This window comes from Vibrio tetraodonis (assembly GCF_003350295.1).
GTDB classification, from domain to species: domain Bacteria; phylum Pseudomonadota; class Gammaproteobacteria; order Enterobacterales; family Vibrionaceae; genus Vibrio; species Vibrio tetraodonis.
Genome location: NZ_QLYY01000006.1, coordinates 41,636 through 61,097, shown reverse-complemented (window position 1 = coordinate 61,097; position 19,462 = coordinate 41,636). Strand labels below are relative to the sequence as shown.

General features: G+C 42.2%; 12 protein-coding genes. 5 read left to right on the top strand and 7 right to left on the bottom strand.

Annotated elements, in window-relative coordinates:
* Positions 1-38: 38 nt before the first annotated feature.
* Positions 39-1,853 (bottom strand): ricin-type beta-trefoil lectin domain protein, encoded by a 1,815-nt coding sequence (locus DPF90_RS02550; RefSeq protein WP_114784385.1) that lies wholly within the window; start codon positions 1,851-1,853, stop codon positions 39-41.
* A 586-nt stretch (positions 1,854-2,439) separates the two neighbouring features.
* Here DPF90_RS02550 and DPF90_RS02545 point away from each other — a divergent pair.
* Positions 2,440-3,723, top strand: a complete 1,284-nt coding sequence (locus DPF90_RS02545; RefSeq protein WP_114784383.1) for a sphingomyelin phosphodiesterase — start codon at positions 2,440-2,442, stop codon at positions 3,721-3,723.
* Positions 3,724-3,954: 231 nt separating this feature from the next.
* The gene (locus DPF90_RS02540) at positions 3,955-4,617 is read left to right on the top strand and encodes a DUF4360 domain-containing protein (RefSeq protein ID WP_114784381.1); all 663 of its coding nucleotides are present in this window, start codon (positions 3,955-3,957) and stop codon (positions 4,615-4,617) included.
* 65 nt (positions 4,618-4,682) lie between these two features.
* On the opposite strand, the gene DPF90_RS02535 is transcribed toward DPF90_RS02540, so the two are convergent.
* The 3 genes from DPF90_RS02535 to DPF90_RS02525 all read right to left on the bottom strand — a co-directional run bounded on the left by DPF90_RS02535 (position 4,683) and on the right by DPF90_RS02525 (position 8,176).
* Positions 4,683-5,360 (bottom strand): hypothetical protein, encoded by a 678-nt coding sequence (locus DPF90_RS02535; RefSeq protein WP_114784379.1) that lies wholly within the window; start codon positions 5,358-5,360, stop codon positions 4,683-4,685.
* A gap of 600 nt (positions 5,361-5,960) precedes the next feature.
* Positions 5,961-7,331, bottom strand: a complete 1,371-nt coding sequence (safD, locus tag DPF90_RS02530) for a sulfoacetaldehyde dehydrogenase SafD (RefSeq protein ID WP_114784377.1) — start codon at positions 7,329-7,331, stop codon at positions 5,961-5,963.
* A 17-nt stretch (positions 7,332-7,348) separates the two neighbouring features.
* On the bottom strand, positions 7,349-8,176 hold the full coding sequence (locus DPF90_RS02525) for a sulfite exporter TauE/SafE family protein (RefSeq protein ID WP_162813981.1): 828 nt from the start codon (positions 8,174-8,176) through the stop codon (positions 7,349-7,351).
* A 202-nt stretch (positions 8,177-8,378) separates the two neighbouring features.
* Between DPF90_RS02525 and DPF90_RS02520 the strand changes: the two genes are divergently transcribed.
* Positions 8,379-9,761, top strand: a complete 1,383-nt coding sequence (locus tag DPF90_RS02520) for an aminotransferase family protein (protein WP_275895323.1) — start codon at positions 8,379-8,381, stop codon at positions 9,759-9,761.
* Here DPF90_RS02520 and pdxR read toward each other — a convergent pair.
* Positions 9,745-11,217 (bottom strand): MocR-like pyridoxine biosynthesis transcription factor PdxR, encoded by a 1,473-nt coding sequence (pdxR, locus tag DPF90_RS02515; protein WP_205395150.1) that lies wholly within the window; start codon positions 11,215-11,217, stop codon positions 9,745-9,747. The genes DPF90_RS02520 and pdxR overlap by 17 nt on opposite strands.
* Positions 11,218-11,362: 145 nt before the next feature.
* On the opposite strand from pdxR, the gene DPF90_RS02510 reads away from it, so the two are divergent.
* Positions 11,363-13,003 (top strand): alanine/glycine:cation symporter family protein, encoded by a 1,641-nt coding sequence (locus DPF90_RS02510; RefSeq protein ID WP_114784371.1) that lies wholly within the window; start codon positions 11,363-11,365, stop codon positions 13,001-13,003.
* 46 nt (positions 13,004-13,049) lie between these two features.
* On the opposite strand, the gene DPF90_RS02505 is transcribed toward DPF90_RS02510, so the two are convergent.
* Both DPF90_RS02505 and DPF90_RS02500 read right to left on the bottom strand, forming a co-directional pair.
* Positions 13,050-15,245, bottom strand: coding sequence for an ATP-binding protein (locus DPF90_RS02505; RefSeq protein WP_240314451.1), 2,196 nt, complete (start codon positions 15,243-15,245; stop codon positions 13,050-13,052).
* A gap of 15 nt (positions 15,246-15,260) precedes the next feature.
* A complete protein-coding gene (locus DPF90_RS02500; RefSeq protein WP_114784369.1) occupies positions 15,261-17,477 on the bottom strand; it encodes a putative bifunctional diguanylate cyclase/phosphodiesterase in 2,217 nt (738 codons plus the stop codon).
* A gap of 356 nt (positions 17,478-17,833) precedes the next feature.
* Here DPF90_RS02500 and DPF90_RS02495 point away from each other — a divergent pair, with 356 nt between their 5' ends.
* Positions 17,834-19,432, top strand: coding sequence for an ATP-binding cassette domain-containing protein (locus DPF90_RS02495; RefSeq protein ID WP_114784367.1), 1,599 nt, complete (start codon positions 17,834-17,836; stop codon positions 19,430-19,432).
* Positions 19,433-19,462: the final 30 nt, after the last annotated feature.

The following is a 19,462-nucleotide window of genomic DNA, read 5'->3' as shown; positions in this document are numbered from 1 at the left end:
TCGTTATCGAGCTCCATTGTTCATTCAGCTAATAGACTTTACTTCCAAGCCCATTGACTGCCATTCACATCAGCTTCTACTAGCCAAGTGTTTTCGTTCCATCTTAGTGCATTATCCAAAGCATTTTTGAGCTGGCCATTTTCGAAACGCCATTTTTGGTTAGGACGATCACTACACTCTTCCATGGTAATGTTACGACTGTTTTGATCAAGACACATGTCCGGTGCTGCTTTGCTAATTAACTTGCCAGCCGAGGTTAGCTGCCAATGTTGGTTGTCGCCTGTATGACAACTCCAACCAAATACCTTAGCACCTGCTGAACCAGAACTATACTCAACATCTAGACACTGATTGCGATGTGTTAACAGCTGCTTCCATTCCTGTGCAGGTTTCTCATCGTTTGAAGAGGCTTCAAACAGAGTCGTCACAATCGATGTCATAGGTTGAGTATGACGAGACGCTCTTGGTGCTTGAGATTGCCAGCTAGTGGGTACAGATTGAGTTACATCCCAGCTTCCTCTGCCGTCATAGTATGATTTGGCAACGGCTTGAGGCGTTGGAGTCCACAAGAAGTCAGGGTGACGATTTTGGTACCATTCACCACCAATAACATTCCCCGATGCATCCAACTCTAAGTCATAGTAGTATCTTACACGTGATACACCATCTAACTGAGGCTTATCATAATTTCTATGTGTCGGGTTAGTTTCCACCATGTAATCAACGACCATTTCTACTCCCACTACTGAAACCGCGCGCGATGAACGATACTTGGTAAACTTATCTTGTTTATAGTCATCCATGGCAATCGTCACTTCTGCCGGATCATTCGATGCACGATTGGTTTCTGGGTTAAAGTACTTCACTCTATAGCCCAAAATTGGTTGGTTCCATACTTGGTAGTCATAAGTCGCATCCATGATCATGCTGCGGCCTGTAATACCAATCTGGTTAAGTACTGATAAATGCCAGCTCGCTGGGTTGTTATCGACACAATCTGGTTCGATAACTCGACCATTCTCATCTTTCGCTGGATCTTTAATGTTACAACGGCCGCCAATGAATCGCGTATTAAACGGCGCTTCAGACCAAAGTAAAGTACCTAACGCTTTGATATCAGAGGGATAGAATTTGATCATCTCACCGTTGGTATCGGGTACATTGATTGATTTTTCAGGTCGAGGAAGCATATAAGCTGCTGCTGCCCAGCCATGGCAAAGTCCCATCCAACGTTCTACTCTGCCTTGAGACTCATAGTAGCCTTTGCCCGAATCCCAAGAACGCTTTGTGAGGGTAAAGTTATTGTCTCCGACTAATAGATCGTATTTTTCAGCTGGTGACAATAGATGACGATTTTCAATTGAGTAGCTATCAAGAGGTTTTATAGTATGCGAAAAGTCATAATACTCTTGCCAATTTGATGCGTTGAGCTCTCTGTCGGCAAACCGCCACGCTGCTGCGCCAGAATAGAGCGGCCAGTAGGTATCAGACCAAGGTTGAACCGATAGGCGTTTCGAGTCTGGTGCTGCGTTATCCAATTCTGTTAAGTTACGGATAAGGGCATTGCCGACGTCGACTAATCGAGCTGGGTTATCATTACCCAAATTCGGTGCAAAGCGTGGGGCAAGCATAGGTTCTGCCCTATCCATAACAGTATCACGCATTTCAGTCCGAACTCGTTCAATGTCTTCAGCACTCATTGTCTGATAATCATCACCTTCTTTAATCGGTAATCTATCCATAACTTCTTGAGGGTTTTCATGAAATGCTTTCATGAACTGTTCGATTTGCGCGTCGTCAGCAAGCGCAGCAAACGGCACAGCAACAGACAACAATGTAATTATTTTTTTCATTTTAAAACTCTACTCCATCAGATTTAGCACAAAAAAGTTGTATAGACATTCCAACTTTGCCAGCGGGTAGATTGAAGATATACATTCAGCAAATCAATAACAAACTAGCATGAATTACTTAAAACGTGAGTAAAACTAGCAAAAAATACTCTCATTAATCCAATGATTATGTATTAAATATTTCCTTACAAATCATTGATTTATAATAAGAAATTATCTCGATTGAGCATATTAATTTATATTGAAGTAAACAATTAGATTTTAATTGAGTTAATATGGGAGACTTTTTTTAGAGATAAGTATCAACATTTGAGTATGACTTTTGATTACGATAACGTTATCGTATATCTATATGTATTATTTAAACTATATGGATAAATAAGCATTTATCTTTGCATACTTAATCAACTCAAATTTCGAGTTACGAATATTGAGATAAGTCAACATTAATATTTGAGTCTCTCACTAAAAACTCCTTAAAATTTTACAAATTTGTCACAGTTAGCAAAAATAGGTTAACAAAGCAAATAAACATAGGTGCACTTAGTAAAATGCTTTAACTAAAATAATAAAAAGTTGAGCAGCAATGAAAAGACTATCTAATACCATAATATTACTATTACTCACATTCACTGCAAATGCAGATACTAGTATATATATATTAAATAACACAAACAGTGAAATTGATTTCAATGTCATCGGTCTCACTAGTTTAATAAATAGAAAGCACATAGAACCGCTCCAGCCTTATAAACAGACCTATGCGGCAGAGCTTAGCCGCTATTCTGGTGTAAAGGCAGGAGAAGTGTTTGATTTTTATATACTCTTAGGTAAATCACATCTATCTTTAGCAATAAAGTTGGAAGGAACTATTTGGGGATCAAACATTTCTTATACTTTCGCTGATCCGGAGTCCAGTGAATTGGATGAATATCATACCGACCGAAGTATTTATGCGCAATTTAAGGGAAACTATCAATATTATTTTAAAGCGAGTTACACGGGTGGGTACGATAAAATTACTCTCGTCATCGATGAAATAAAACCACCACAACCTAGAAACCCAAACACTCTCAGTATAGTCACATACAATACTTGGATGCTTAGCTATGTCGGTCGATACATGAGCATAAGAGACAAATTGATCGCCAATGCAATACACAACCATGATGTGGTCTTTATGCAAGAAGTATTTAGGCGCGAGAATGAACAAGACATCATCTGGACTATGCAACAGTACTTCCCTCACATGAGCAATAAATTAAATGGTGGCGGCAGTAATACGTATGATGGTGGTGTGCTAACATTCAGTAAATATCCCATTGTTCAACAAGCTCAACATGTATTTCAAAACTGTAAGGGTACAGACTGTTCAGCAGATAAGGGGATACTTTATACAAAAATTATGAAAGGAGATTCACCTCTCCACCTTTTTAACATCCATCTCGGCGCGTGGAACTCTCAGGCTTATCGAAACATTAGAACACTGCAGGTCGGTGAAATATTTACTTTTATTGACCAGCTAGATTTACCTAATAATGAACCCGTGATCATTGGAGGTGATTTCAATATTGCTAAAAACAAATTCCCTTTAGATTTTGAGCAAATGCAAAGAGTAATCGATATGGAAGAGCCTACATTAGAGGGCTCACTTGAATACAGTTTTGATCCGTATCTCAATGAGCATCTAAGTTATTCTGAGGAATCAGACCGAGAGCGTCTCGACTATATCTTATATCGAAACAATGGAAGTATCTCGAACAGCTCAAGTCAGATTATTGTACCACGCAATTTTCAAGAAGATATGTGGGGAGTTTGGGATTTATCCGACCATTTTGCCGTTAGTGCTCAATTTACAATAGCGGACTAAACTATAACTTCATTGAAGTAATATCTTTCTTTCATGTAATCAGTTAGTTACATAAGTTACTTGGCTGTAAACTGAGCTTGCAGCCTCATTTTATAAAAAAAGAAAAGCGACAAGAGGCAAAGGTAAGACTTTTCTTCAACTTTCATTTAGTCTAAACGCTCCATTATAAGTTATTGAATTACAATAATTTTTAGCAATAACACTATCAGTAAAAAGGAGTTTAAATTGAAAATGAAGTTGTCTATTTCTGCGCTACTTGCAGCATCAAGCACGCTATTAACTACTAATGCGTTTGCTGAAATTGAACTTGCCCAACTTGATCCTTCTCAGGTAACCATCAAAAGCCTTCAAAGCTCAGGCAGTGGCTGTCCTTTTGGTACTGTATCTTCAACCATCGCACCTGATGGCAAGTCATTTGTACTTGGTTTTGATGAATATATAGCTGAAGCTGGACCTGATATTTCAAGACGTGAGAATCGTAAAAACTGTCAGATCACTGCAGTACTCGGAATTCCAAATGGATACGCATTTACGTTTGCAGACGTTAACTATCGCGGATATGCCGACCTAGATGAACACGTAATGGCACAACAAATCTCGACTTATTTCTTCGCGGGTGAGCGTCAAGAAGCTCGTCTACGTTCAGCGTTCTCGGGACCAATTTCTGAAAACTACCAAATCAGTGACCGCCTTGGACTGCCAAGTTTAGTTTGGTCTTCATGTAACGCAACAGAGCCCGTCGTGATAAAATCAGAAATCAAGGTGGACAATCGTCGCAATCGTCAAAATAGTGGACTAATCACTCTCGATACCATTGATGGCAAACTGACTCATAGCTATGGTCTAATGTTCAGAAAATGTGGTGATGTCGGTCCGACTGGAGAAAGAATCTAGTCCACACATAAAAACCAATAATGGGGGCACAAGCCCCCATTCTTACTTATATATCGTCAAATATTTTATTGGGTCGCGTTGTACGTAACTTGTCTTTCGCTATAACCCATATTCGCTGGGGTATGGTTTATATCAATCTGTATATTACCAGAAATATCACCTTCAGAGCCATAAACTGGGCATGTCGCTACATGAGAAAGGTAAGTGGCTTCTTGTGGTTTCATAAAATAGTAAATTTGCTGAAGATTACATTTACCAACAGTCATACCTTGTGATTGCAAACGAGCTCTTTGCTTATAATAATGAGGCGCTACATCAAGTAAGTAAGCAGGTTTAAGCGTGTAAACATTTACCTGGTATTCATCAGTATACACATTTCCTGACTTATATAAGCCCGTATCATGACTGTAAAGTACGTTCAGGTGCCAATACGCAAGCTCAGATTCATCACTTGGAAGCTCACCCGGTTTGGAGTATAAACATTGAAATTGGCTATGCGGAATATCTATCTGCTGCTGCATAGGCCCGCCTTGGCGTATCGATTGAACGCCGCAGCGGTGCAGAGTAAAGCCATTTTCAACCATACTTTCACCAGTTTGGTGCGCAGCTTCGAACTTATTGAATACTCCCTCTGGTGTTGTATCTGTAAACACTTGAGGGGTTTCAGTCTGAGGGGTTTCCGCTTGTACTTGGGCAGCTAAACAAGTAACGAAGCAAGCGGTTGCTATTTTTGTTTTCATCATTATTTCCTCTTATAAACCGCCGACAAGTTACCTCACAAAACACATACTCTATAGTGGTCATATTTATTTTTGTGATACAAAACAAAAATGATTTTTTTTATTAAAAAGAGAAATTCCACATAAAGAAATATAATTAAAAATACAATTTAAACAAGTTAATGCCAAATGTAAAAATCGACATTAAAATTATATTTTTATATTTAATTGATAAAGAATCTGGAATCAACCTCATTTTCCAATCATGTCATAGTCACAGTTATGACTGGAGTTTTATAAGAGTGTTTTATCTCTAAACATTTTACCTAATAAAACCTTCTCTTATATCATAAATTGAACTATTTTCCAGAATCATTACATCACTTTCCATGTACATATCATTTAAGTTTTATTAAGAATAAATGAAACCTTGACAGAGATATGATGAGTATAATTGATCGGTAATAACGGTTGTATTTTTAGATATAGGGTTATAATTTAAAGTAGACAATATAGTACAAAGGATGAAAGGCTCTTAAAAAGACAACAAGATCTCAATTGGTGTGAACAGAAAAACATGGTGCGACAGTTTCAAACTGCACTGTCACACCATAGGGGAAAAGTTTATAGCACTAGCGTCTTAGTGACCGACATTTCTCTTATTGCATACTTTATTCCTTCTCGGCCGATACCGCTGTGCTTAACGCCACCAAAAGGAAAATGCTCAGCCCTAAATCCAGGGCCATCATTGGTCGCGAGGGTACCAACATCCAGCTCATCGAATAGTCTATGTATTGTTCTCAAGTCATGAGTAAAGACACCAGCTTGAAGGCCGTAATCGCTGCTGTTTATGACAGGAATAATTTCATCGATAGACTCAAACTCACGCAATGGAATAACAGGGCCAAAGACCTCCTCTGTCATCACCGGACTATCATCTGGCACATTCTCTAATATAGTCGGAAATACAATATTGCCTTCTCTTTGTCCTCCAAGAGCAATAGTAGCGCCCATTTTCACACTTTGATCAATCACATCCTTGATTTGGATAGCAGATTGCTCATTGACCAGCGGCCCAACAAACGTGTCTTCTTTAGCAGGATCACCGACAACAAGTTCACTGCTGGCCTTAACCAGTATATCGCGGAACTCTTTATAGACATCTTGATGGACAAACAGACGTTTCGCAGCTGTGCAACGCTGGCCTGCGGTTGCGAAACGCTGTTGAATAGCGGCATTAACAGCTGCGTCAAGATTAGCATCAGGCATTACAATAAGTGGGTCACTACCTCCTAATTCAAACAGCATTTTCTTGTAGCCAGCATGTGCAGCGATAGCTTCAGCTGCCGGATGTCCCCCAGTAAAGTTAACCGCGTTGACATCAGGATGACTCACTAAGCCAGCCATTTGATCAATATCAGGCACAACAAGTTGCAGCACTTCTTCTGCAATACCTGCTTCGTAGCAAAGTTCGACCAACTTTGCTGCTGAACCACGATTAATCGGTGCTGGCTTAAGTATAATGCGATTTCCTGCAGCAAAAGCAGGGCCGATTTTGTGCATCGCTATATTGATAGGAAAATTAAAAGGTGTAATACATAAAACGGTTCCAATGGGGGTGTAACGAACCACACCCGTTCTTCCTCTCGCAGGTGCATAAGCGTCTGAATCCAATACTTCCCCCTGGATTTGACGTGCTTCTTCACTGCAAGCAATGGTGGTATTAATCGCACGTGTTAACTCGACTCGGCTATCTGCGATCGTTTTGCCGGTTTCTTGAGTTATCATCACTGCTAAAGATTCAGCATGTGTTTCTAATAAACCCGCTAATTTGCGCAAGATATCAGAACGCTGAAAAGCCCTCAGATTAGACTGTACTTCACGCCCTTTCTTAAGAGTTTCAAGACAGTTTCCAATTTCTTCTTTTGAACTAAAGTGAAATTCACCAATACTCTCTTGTGTATAGGGATTTTTTACCTGATAAGCCAACGTCATAAGTCTTTCCTATTATTCTATTGAAGGTGTAAGGTGATAATTTGATAGGTTAACTGCCCGCCAGAAATAAACAGTGCCCACCACATCAAACGTAAAAATAAGGCTGTATTTACTTTAGTCAGCAAGAATACTCCCAACTTTGTTGCTAAAAAAGCTGCCACAGCAAAAATTATAATCAGACCTGCATTATCGGAAAATGAAAAGCCCAGATATAGAAACGCAGGTATTTTAGTCAAGTGGACAAAAAGCTGCATGATAGACTTGTTGGCAACAATACTCTCTTTTGATAAGTCATCACGCATGAAAAATGCCGTGAGCAAGGGATCAACCGCACCTGCAATAATTCCTAAACTACCTGCTGCCAATCCTACCCAAAAAAAACTCTTATCCTTAATCTTCAACATCGGCAATTTTTTAGGTCTAAACAATGTATAGGCAATAAGTAAGAGTAAAAGATATAAAGCAAATAAATCACTGACTAGCTCCACAAGCAACCGAGTCGTTAATGCTGCACCTATCAAAGCACCAAAACAAAATGGTATACACATTTTGACCGAGACTTCACGGCGCAGTAGCCAAGCTCGAATTCCATTTCCCACAATCTGAATGGATGCATGAATCGCAATTAGTGGCCTCACTGGAATGAATATACTCATGCCAGTGAACATCAAAATACCGCCTGCACTCCCTGTCAAGCTCGATAGCACGGAAGCCAAAACCACCACCAAGGTAGATAAGGCTAAGGTTGTGGTTGACAGAGAAATAACGTCCATTGCTTGTTTTACTACCCAGTCATAAATAGAACCATTAATGTAGGTGACATAAACCATTGTTCGTAGAGCCAACAACCAGTTTTTTTGGTACCAGTACTGGACTTAAAATCTGTCTAAATCTGGCTCTATTAACCTCATCTCATAGGTCTGTAAACTTTATCTGCATACACAACACCTTAACTAAGCAAGCGGTGAGTTAGCCGGATCTAATGGTTCATTCATCGAGCAACAGAGTTAAGCCGTTATAAAAAGTAGTAATCTTAAGGAGCTGATGATGAACGACATGGATATTCAATCACTGGTTGACAGCAATAATGAACACGTCTGGCACCATATGAAGCCGCACCAAGCTACGCCTATGATGATCGAAAAAGGCCAAGGCATGTATGTCTGGGATGTTCACGGTAAACAATACTTAGATGCAGTCTCAGGGGGCGTGTGGTGTGTCAATGTTGGCTATGGCCGCGAAGAAATCGCCAATGCGGTTAGAGACCAACTAGTGACGATGAACTACTTTGCTCAAACAGCCGGCAACCTGCCTGCTACGCGCTTTGCAGAAAAGCTTCTTGAGAAAATGCCTGGACTGAGCCGCGTTTATTACTCCAATTCGGGTTCGGAAGCCAACGAGAAAGCATTTAAGCTTGTCAGACAAATTGCTGCAAAAAAATATGGCGGTAAAAAGCACAAGATACTTTATCGCGAACGTGACTACCACGGCACAACCATCGCTTGCCTAAGCGCGACAGGTCAAGAAGAAAGACGCGATCAATACGGTCCATTTACTCCTGGATTTGTCAGTGTCCCTCATTGTTGTGAGTATCGTTCTCAATGGGGCGAGACGGAAGATTATGGTCTTAAAGCAGCTAATGAAATTGAAAAAGTAATACTTAGAGAGGGGCCTGATACGGTTGGTGCCATTTGTCTTGAGCCTATAACAGCAGGAGGCGGCGTTATCGAGCCACCAGCTGGCTACTGGCAGCGTGTACAAGAAATATGTCGCCAGTATGATGTTCTATTACATATCGATGAAGTAGTATGTGGCCTTGGCCGAACTGGTAAGTGGTTTGGTTACCAACACTACGGAATACAACCAGATATCGTCACTATGGCCAAAGGTGTGGCATCAGGTTATGCCGCTATCTCATGCACAGTGACAACAGAACGCGTTTATCAACTGATCCATGATCAAGATACAACCAATCGTATGGATTTCTTCCGCGACATCTCTACGTTTGGAGGCTGTACCGCAGGACCTGTCGCAGCACTTGCTAACCTAGAGATCATAGAAAGAGAGAACTTGGTTGAAAATGCACGTATACAAGGCGAATACCTGAAAGAAAAGATGCTTGAATTGAAGAAAAAGCATCCCATCGTTGGCGATGTGCGTGGCAAAGGACTCTTTGTTGGCCTTGAGCTTGTGCAAGACAAAGCAACCAAGCAGCCTGTTGACGAGAGTGTAAGCGTTGCAGTAGCAGCTCATTGCCTAAAACATGGCGTTATTATTGGCAGAACGAACCGCTCGTTCCAGACACTTAATAACACCCTGTGTTTAAGCCCTGCGCTTGTCACTCAGCAATATGAAATAGATCTGATCGCACAGGCAATCGACAAGGCACTGACCGAAGTCGAAGAGAAATTACTCACACCAGCTTTGTAGGCAAAAGCACTTGCTCAATAGCATGAGATAATAGGCGGATCCCATCTTGGATGCGGTCCGTCTTAATCAGCGAAAAACCTAACCGGAAATATCGACTTGCCTCATATTTACCGTTAGGAAGCTGATGGAAGTGTTGGATTCCAGTCTCGATATAAACACCATGTTTTAGTGCTTCTTTTTGTAAACGGACACAATCTAAACCTCGAGGCCCTCTAAGCCATATCGCACTGCCACCCAAGGATGGTGCCATTTCAACACTTGGCATGAACTCTTGCAATGCTGTTTTCAGCAATTCATAACGCTCAGCATATCTAAGTTTCAGTCTATGTACCAAGGTATCGTGGTAACCACCGGCTAGGAAAAGCGCCAATGCGCGTTGGTTATTGGCCGGCGTGTGGCGCATCATTAATCGCCTCAACGCACGTGCTTCCCGTATTAGATGCTCTGGTCCAACCAAGTAACCCACTCTCAAACCCGGAGCTAGTGTTTTCGATAAACTACCGACATAAATCACTCTGCCTTCGTTATCTAAACTCTTTAGTGCCGGGGTTGGCGTTGAATAGAAGTTAAGCTCGCTCTCATAGTCATCTTCAATGAGCACAAAGTCATGGTCAACAGCTTTCTGTAAAAGCTTAAGGCGACGCTCCAGCGGCATGGTGACTGTGGTGGGTGATTGATGGCTAGGCGTTACAAATACATAATCACAATCATCAATATTTTGGTTCACAACCAACCCCTCTTTGTCTACGTCCAACTCACGAAGTTTTGTTTGGTTAAGATCAAAAATGTGACGGACATCGGGATAACCAGGAGTCTCTACTCCGAGGCAAGTGCCAAGACCTCCAAGCAATTGGCTCAACAGGTAAAGTGAATGCTGAGTACCTACTGTAAGCAAGATCTCATTTTTGTTACAGCGAACCCCTCGGCGCGCAAGAATGCGAGTCCTAAGCTGATCAATTAATAACGGATCATCTTCATCGATGCGGTCTTGCAACCACTCTTTTGCTTGCAGAGTCTGCGCTGCTCGCTGTGTACACTCCCGCCACTCCCTAACAGGAAAAAATTCAGGATCAGGTTGCCCATAAATAAATGGGTATTCACACTGCCTCCAAGCATCCGGTTTATGCCAGTGACGTTGCCGAGACGGTACAAGTTTTAGTTTATTATCCCAATTAACACACGCTTCTCTTGGCGGTAAAGAAGAGTGGCTTGCCACTAGATTCTCGTCATAGGTAAAATGAACAAAGAATCCCTTTCTCTCTTTGGCAATCACATATCCTTCCTCAATCAGCTTTTCATAAGCTAGAACCACAGTATTGCGGGAAACACCTAGCGTTTTTGCCAGTTCTCGACATGAGGGGAGCGGTTCGCCGGAACGAATGTGACCATCGAGGATACTCGTACTGATCATGTTCTTAATTTGGGTTTGTAAACTGGCACCCTTGCCGAACTTCATGTAAAATAGATGCTTCATTTTGTTATTATTATCAACAATTTATTAACTTATTGGCCCTATTTTTAACACACTTCTGGCTCTAAGAGTAATCCGACCTTTTATCTATGATGAGTCCTATGCAGTTAATAACGCAGGACTTTATGCCATGCATCTAAATCCGCCTAATTCACCCCTTCGGGTGCTACTTTGGTTTATACTATCCACTTTATCTTTTCCCTCTTTCGCCACAGAACCAAACCAAGCGCTTAACTTCGACCAAAAGGTCAATTCCTTCATTTCTCCTATTGCACAACAACTGTCTTCGATTGTTTTCTACAAAATTAGCTTGTTCGGTTATTCCGTACCCATCATTGTTCTATGGCTAAGCATGGCCGCTGTTTTTTTCACCTTTTACTTAAACTTTGTCAATTTACGCGGTTTGGGTACGGCATTTCGCTTAATTCGAGGTGACTACACCAATCCAAAAGCGACCGGAGAAATTTCTCACTTTCAAGCCGTTGCTACCGCGATATCAGGGACTGTCGGGATTGGTAATATCGGTGGTGTTGCCGTTGCGATTACCATAGGTGGACCAGGCGCAACTTTCTGGCTCATCATGGCTGGCTTTCTTAGCATGTCGACCAAGCTGGTTGAATGCACTTTGGGTGTTAAATATCGAAAAGTGAATCCAGATGGTAGTATTTCCGGTGGTCCCATGTATTACCTTGAGCACTACTTAAAAAGTCGCAACTACCCAAGGTTGGGTAAATGTTTAGGCGGCTTTTATGCACTCGCTCTGGTTATTGGATGCTTGGGAATTGGCAATATGTTCCAATCTAATCAAGCCTATGCTCAGCTTCTAGTTGTAACAGGGGAAAGCCAAAGCTTCTTTGCTGATAAAGGCTGGCTATTTGGCGTGATTATGGCTGTATTGGTCGCTTTGGTCATTCTTGGCGGTATTAGTTCCATTGCCAAGGTTACCGCCAAGCTTGTTCCTATCATGGCGATTCTCTATGTGGTTTCTGCCTGTGTGATTCTGACCATGAGCGCAGAGCATCTACCCAATGCTGTATCACTTATATTCTCGCACGCTTTTAGCCTCGAAAGTGCCACGGGTGGTGCGATAGGCGCCATTATAGTTGGATTCCAGCGGGCGGTGTTCTCTAATGAAGCCGGAATAGGTTCATCATCCATTGCCCACTCTGCCGTACAAACTGATGAGCCTGCTTCTGAAGGTCTGGTTTCTTTGTTCGAACCACTGATTGACACCGTGTTTATTTGTACTCTCAGCGCCTTGGTTGTCATCTCTACGGCTTATCCTACCGGTCTTATTCATGGTGAACTTGTCGGTATTGAACTTACTTCAGCAGTCTTCGCCCATCATATTACTTGGGCCCCTTACCCACTAGCCATCGCGGCTCTGCTGTTTGCTTTTTCCACCACCATTGCTTGGTCATACTATGGATTGAAAGGATGGACTTATCTGTTCGGTGAGAAGCGTCACTCAAAACTCTTATTTAAACTTATGTTCTGCAGTTTTGTCGCTCTGGGCAGCATGATTCACCTAGATGCTGTGCTTCAATTCTCCGATGCCTTGGTATTTTTAATTGCAGTACCCAACGTCCTCGGTCTGTACTTATTCGCTCCACTGGTTAAACGCGAGGTCGAAGACTACCTATACCGAATTAAGCTTGGAGAAATTGTAAACTATCGTCTTATGGGCGACAGCCTAGATAGCCAACCAAGCCATAAGAGACTTTGGTATCGCATAACCAATCGCGCCCAATATAGCTCAGAGCAAAGTTAAGTTAAGAAGACAAAGAGCCTATTCAACAATAGGCTCTTTAAAGACTCTACCCTCCATCACGCATAGACTCAACGGCGCCTTCAGAGGTTTTATTCTCCGGTGCCACTAAAGGTAAAGTCAATGTAAAACAGCACCCTTGCCCTAGCTCACTAGTAACCTTGATATCTCCGCCCAGCAAGTCATTCACCAAGTTGTAAACAATATTCAAGCCCAGTCCTGAGCCACCTTGCCCTAAACGTGTAGTAAAAAATGGATCGAAGACTTTGCCAATATGCTCAGGTGCAATACCTTGGCCATTATCGGTTACAGTAATAATCGCTTTATCTTCAATTTGCTGCCCTTTGATCTCGATAGTGCGGTGCTCATGACCAGTAAAAGCGTGAACTAAAGCATTGGAGAGTAAATTCATCAAGATTTGCGTCAGAGGCCCAGGGTGACTATCCATATGAATGGCTTGTGGACATTCCTCAGTAAGTACCACTCGGCTTCGAGACAAGCTGGGCATCATAGTCACTCTTAATTCATGCAAAACTTCATCCAGCTCGAACTCACGGCGTTGGTAACTCGATTGATCAACAGCAACTTGCTTAAAGCTTGAAATTAACTCTGCAGCTCTTCTTAAGTTACGTTCAATGCTATCAGCTGATTGAGCACTTTGATCAATATATGCATCGAGAGTTGAACGTCTAATTCCCTCTTTCGTTGACTCGATAAAAGTATTGTTAAACTCTTTTAAGCTGCTCGCTACTACAATGGCGTTGCCAATTGGCGTATTAAGTTCATGGGCAATACCTGCCACCAATGAACCAAGGCCTGAGAGTTTTTCTGACTGTACAAGTTCCTCTTGAGTCGCTTTCAAAACTTCAAGTGCCTTTTGCAGCTCTTGTGTACGCTCATCGACTCTGTGCTCGAGATCTATGTTTTGCTGCTGAGTTTTTTCAAGGTTTTCTCGCCGGTCCTTCTCAGTAGCAGCCGCATGTTCAAACCAGTAATACCAACGCTGCGGAATCTTAGGAATAGATAGGTCGCGATTTTCAGGTAACCCCTCAATAAAGTGCGCTAAGCGCATCGCGGGTTGGCTGAAATGCCAGTGCTGATATAAAACCACTATCAATAAGAGCAGCGTAAACATCGTCGCCATAAGGACATGTGGCATGACAATCGTTAAAATATGATCGCTTAATTTTTCTTCCGTGATTTCGAGAACCAGCTTCCAGGGCGTATTGGGCAGATCGTAAGCGCTCCAATATCCGTTTTCGGTCTGATTGAGCACACCGTGTTCGCCTTTGTGAGCAGCGGTGATGGCAACCAAGGTGAGTACTCCCTCCTGCTTCACCACTTGCTTAGCACTAAGAAGTGCACCTCCACTATCAGCAACCACCAAGCCTTGCTTATCAACGATGGCTAAGCGACCAACGTCTATTGGCTGCTTAGCCAATATGTGATCGAGCACTTTTAGCGTAATATCTGTACCAACGGCTCCAACAAACCGCTCCTTATCGTAGACAGGGGCCAATAGTGAGACCATCATCCCCTTCCCCCCCGCATCCAAATAGGGCGTGGTCCAGACGCTCTTTTTCTTAGAGTTATTGCTGGGGCCGACCAACTCAAGAGGGTAAGTGCCACCAGCTTGATAAATGACGTCTATCGCTTTATCCATATCGTCCGTATCAGTCGCAACGAGTAGATCTTTGTAGCTTAACCACGGGTAGAGATAAGTAAGAGCTTGCTCATCATCATAGTAATAGCTCCACTGAAAATCCTTGTGTTGAGAATGAGTAGAAACAATTTCGGGCACAGCCATTAAAATAGTGCGTAGATCAAACGAATAGTCACCAATATTTGACCTTACATAAAGTTGCCCCAGTTCTTGCCTTACCTCTTCGGGTAAATTTTCCCATGGTGCGTTTTTTGCCGATCCTATTGTGTTCTTTTCAAGAAAGGTGAGGGCTGACCGACTGGGACTCAATTCCGGATACCGATACGCACCTTCGACTGCATTTCGCATCTTGTCTACATGATCGAACGACACAGATAAGGTTTTATTGAGGGCAATTAATACTTCAAGCGCTTTATGTTCAAGCTTACTAACTTCCTGAACACGCACCTCTTTACTCAAATAAAATGAATCGCCTAGAGTAAGGAGAACAATGAGTAACAGCACACCATAAAACATAAACTTGTGACGACTAATCAGTGCATCGGCACTCATTTGATCCGTATTCTGGTCCAAGTCCTTCATCTTGCTGCCCAATGGTTAATTTTTCTTGGTGCGCTTATGAGAAAAATTAAGCAAATCCTCCAATATCATTGCTTTGGCAAATAGCCACCCTTGTCCTTCCTCACAACCAAATGCCTTTAACTTCTCAAGTTGCTCCTCTGTCTCTATTCCCTCAGCGGTTAATTCCATACCTAAAGTTTGGCCCAAATTGACGATCATTTTCGCAATGCTGTCATCTTCTAGCATGGGGTCAACAAAAGCTCGGTCTATTTTTAATCGCGTTGCTGGCAAGGTGTGCAGTACGCTCAATGAGGAAAAGCCTGTACCAAAATCGTCTATGGCAATTTTGCATCCCAATTGGCGAACTTTGTCTAACACTTTACATAATTCAGAAATATTTTTGGCAGCCACAGTTTCCGTCACTTCAAGCTCGAGTGTTTCGGGAGCTATGTTGTATTGCTTCATTGCCTTACGCAGTTGTTGAACAAAACCAGGGCCTTCCAACTGAGTCGGTGACACATTAATTGCCATGGTTAATTTTGTGTAACCCGCCTGCTTTAACATCTGAAACTGCATACAACAGTGTTCGATAACAAATGCCCCAATACTAACCATTAATCCTGATTGCTCAGCTAAAGGGATGAATTGATCAGGAGGAACCAGTACGCCCTCTTTATTGCGCCAACGCAATAGAGCCTCTACACCTGAAAGCTCCATGGTAGACAACTTAAACTTGGGCTGAAACGTCATAAACAAAGCATTGTCATTGAGCGCTTGCTTTAGCTCTGCGAGTAAATGCATTCGATCGCGCGCATCTTGTCCCATATCAGCAGAAAAGCTTACCGCGCCGCCTCGGCAATATAACTTAGCTTGCTTCAAGGCAACTTGAGCATCTTTGTAATGCTCAGACGAATCAAACTCCTGATCCTTAAGATCAACAAAACCAACACTTGCAGTGATCTTGAAAGGTTGTTCATCCACCACAAAGCTTGAATCAAACAAAGAAAGGATGCGGTCAGTGACTATATCCTGCTGAGAGCCAAGCAATGCAAACACATCGCTGCCAACTCGAGCTAAGAAGCAATATGGGAAATGTTTCTGTAAACGAGAAGAGACTCTTACTAACAAACCATCACCGGCCGAATGACCGAAGCTATCGTTAAAGGAAGAAAAGTCGTCGATGTCAATCAATGCAAGTCTAGCGTAGTCATTACCTGATATCGCGGTGTAGCGGTACCTACGTAAACTGTTGAGATTTGCAATATCAAGAAGGGGATCTTTAAAGGCTTGCTCTTCCAAAAGATTATACAAAATGACATTATCGAACCCAATAGACAAATTCGCACAAAAGACCTCAAGTAAATGTTTATCTATGTATTCTAACGGTCGACTAACGTCCACATAAGCCGCCATTCCTCGGCCACGTTCGGTAGAAAAATACAAAGTTAGTCCTTGCTCCAACAAACTTTGTTTACTGTCTAAACATTGCATGATGGAGTTTCTAATCGGCTCAGAATCAAGCGTTTCCAAAGAGGTTTGCACCAAGCTACTGTATCGCCCCGAGGCGGCGATAATCACCGGACCTGCCAACTTCTCACCTTGACTTTCTTGTGCGCAAATCAAACCATCAGGCTCGATTTGCATGAGCGCACTAATTTGCTTAACGGCTCCTTCAGCAAACATTTGCATTCCGTAGAAATGAGCGAGTTCCGTACTCGCCTTCACGACTTTTTCTAACCCTTGACGCATGAGTTGCTGGCTGCGAATTTGGTTATAGGCTCTAATGGCACTGGTTAAGATAGTAAACAGTCGAATACGAGTAAGCTCTGGCTTGGTACGATAATCATTGATGTCATAGCGTTGGATTGTTTCCATTTCAGGAGCATAACCTGGCTGACCTGTACGTAATATGATACGTAAAGCATGCATATTGAGTTCTTCACGTATCACTTCAACCAGCTCTAATCCAGCTAACTCGGTTTCCATCACTACATCAAGTAAAATAACACTAATATTGTCTTCAGCAATCAGGACAGCCTTGGCTTGTTGAGCAGAATAAGCATGGAGGAGGTTAAGAGGACGATCTTCAACGATCAGATCTTTCAAGGCCAACTCTGTCGCATGATGCACTTCTTCATCATCATCTACGATCAGCACCTGCCAGTAACGAGCTTGTGTGACGTCCGAGCCTTGCTCAGACACATCCTCAATAATAGGCATTAACTCATCAGAATCATTGCATTGCTTACTCATCGCTCCCTCATATAAATTGCAGTGATCTGAACTATGAGTTTAGTCGTAGTTAGAGACTGTTGCCTAACAAAGTGGACAAAGTAAGACGGCCGCTATTGACCTTAGGTTAATTAGATGGCTACAATTGCGCCATCATTCCAAGAGAGAACCACGCCAATGAACAACTAAGCCTGTTATCCATTTCACCTTACTTATTGGATCTACAGGAATTAGTAGGCGTCGTTCAGCTATACATTTCTCATTTTTTATCTTGAGCTTCAGCTACAAAACTAACGTTTAGTAGCGAGATAGGTTGCGGTTTATAAGTATCTAACCTGTGTTTGATGCCTGCTTTTCCTGTTTACAGGAGGCAAATTTTGACCATTTTTCATTCTCATAATCTCAGTTATACATTCGCTAATGGCGACAACCTATTTAAGAACCTTTCATGTACCATGGACAAACAACGAGTAGGCCTCGTTGGACGCAATGGAATAGGAAAGTCAATCCTCGCTTCTATCATATCTGGAGGAGTCGCTCCTTCAAGTGGCGACCTCGTGGCGCCATCGAACACAGCGATTTTCCACCAGCAATCATCCGTTTTGCCAGAGGAAGATGTTTCTATCGCCGAGTACCTCAATATGCATCATATATTGGAAGCACTCGACCATATTCGAATGGGTAGCTGCTCACAAAAGTGGTTTGATTTGATTGGCCAAGACTGGGATGTGGAATCTCGCCTAGAGAAAGAACTGATTAACCTGAGAATACCACATGATCTTTTATTTCCTTGCCGTCAGCTTAGCGGCGGACAATTTGCACGTCTGGCGCTTTGGAAACTGTTCAAGCAACAAAGTGACTTACTTATTCTCGATGAACCATCAAACCATATGGACAGTTTATCTAAACAATGGCTTATCAACACAATGGAAACGTTTTCAGGCGCCATATTACTCATTAGCCATGATAGAAAACTACTCAATACAGTAGATGAGATATGGGAGCTTTCAAGTACAGGGTTAGAAATATACGGTGGTAATTACCAGTTTTATACCGCCAAAAAACAGAGCGAGCAACTCGCTATTGAAAGACAGTTAGTCAATATCAAAAAAGAAAAGAAACATCTTGATATTCAGACTCAACGTAACCTCGAAAAAGCACAGCAACGCGCAACCAAGGGTAACAAGCTACGTAAAAGTGGTAGCCAAGCCAAAATGTTACTCAATGGCATGAAAGAAAGTGCTGAAAATAGTGCATCGAATCGAAGCAAGTTAGCACACGCCAGAAGTGCACGACTATGCCAACAAGAGATGCTACTCACAGCGAAACAAGATAAGTGGAAAAGCCAAAGGTTCAATATCCAAGATAACAGCTACACGACAACGGCTCGTCATTCTTATCTAAATGGTCAACTCAAATTTGGCAACAATATTCGTTTAAACTTGCAGCTTTTCTATGGTGAAAAAGTACATATACAAGGTCCAAATGGATGCGGAAAATCCACTCTATTAAAGACATTACTAGGCAAACTACCTCTGCGTGAGGGTGACATTAACACTAAGGGTCACTTTTGCTATTTGGACCAGAACTTAACCATCATTGATCCAACTCTATCAGCTTTAGATAACTTCTGCTCACACGCACAAAATGTTCCTACTAGTGAAGTGAGAACATTGCTAGCCGGTATCGGTTTTCGAGGCGACAATGTGTTTAAACCTTCATCTTTATTGAGCGGAGGTGAAACCATCAAACTTGCCATGTTAATCGTTAGTCATCAAACCAACCATCCGGTTTTATTATTGGATGAGCCAGATAATCATTTGGATTTAGACTCAAAAACCGAGTTGGCCAGAGCTCTGAGAAGGTACAAAACTGGCTTTGTGTTGGTGACCCACGATGACAGCTTCGCACATGACTGTGGCATTACACGAAGCTACGTCATGACGGATAGGGGGCTGGGTCAAGAGAGATATTGATCAGTTGGAAAACCGGTAATCTGTTTATGC

What these genes read in the sequence shown, in the direction of transcription:
- DPF90_RS02540 (WP_114784381.1), top strand. Translation starts at nt 3,955, where the DNA reads ATGAAGTTGTCTATTTCTGCGCTACTTGCAGCATCAAGCACGCTATTA.
- DPF90_RS02520 (WP_275895323.1), top strand. Translation starts at nt 8,379, where the DNA reads ATGAACGACATGGATATTCAATCACTGGTTGACAGCAATAATGAACAC.
- DPF90_RS02505 (WP_240314451.1), bottom strand. Translation starts at nt 15,245, where the DNA reads ATGAAGGACTTGGACCAGAATACGGATCAAATGAGTGCCGATGCACTG.
- DPF90_RS02545 (WP_114784383.1), top strand. Translation starts at nt 2,440, where the DNA reads ATGAAAAGACTATCTAATACCATAATATTACTATTACTCACATTCACT.
- pdxR (WP_205395150.1), bottom strand. Translation starts at nt 11,217, where the DNA reads ATGAAGTTCGGCAAGGGTGCCAGTTTACAAACCCAAATTAAGAACATG.
- safD (WP_114784377.1), bottom strand. Translation starts at nt 7,331, where the DNA reads ATGACGTTGGCTTATCAGGTAAAAAATCCCTATACACAAGAGAGTATT.
- DPF90_RS02510 (WP_114784371.1), top strand. Translation starts at nt 11,363, where the DNA reads ATGCATCTAAATCCGCCTAATTCACCCCTTCGGGTGCTACTTTGGTTT.
- DPF90_RS02535 (WP_114784379.1), bottom strand. Translation starts at nt 5,360, where the DNA reads ATGATGAAAACAAAAATAGCAACCGCTTGCTTCGTTACTTGTTTAGCT.
- DPF90_RS02500 (WP_114784369.1), bottom strand. Translation starts at nt 17,477, where the DNA reads ATGAGTAAGCAATGCAATGATTCTGATGAGTTAATGCCTATTATTGAG.
- DPF90_RS02550 (WP_114784385.1), bottom strand. Translation starts at nt 1,853, where the DNA reads ATGAAAAAAATAATTACATTGTTGTCTGTTGCTGTGCCGTTTGCTGCG.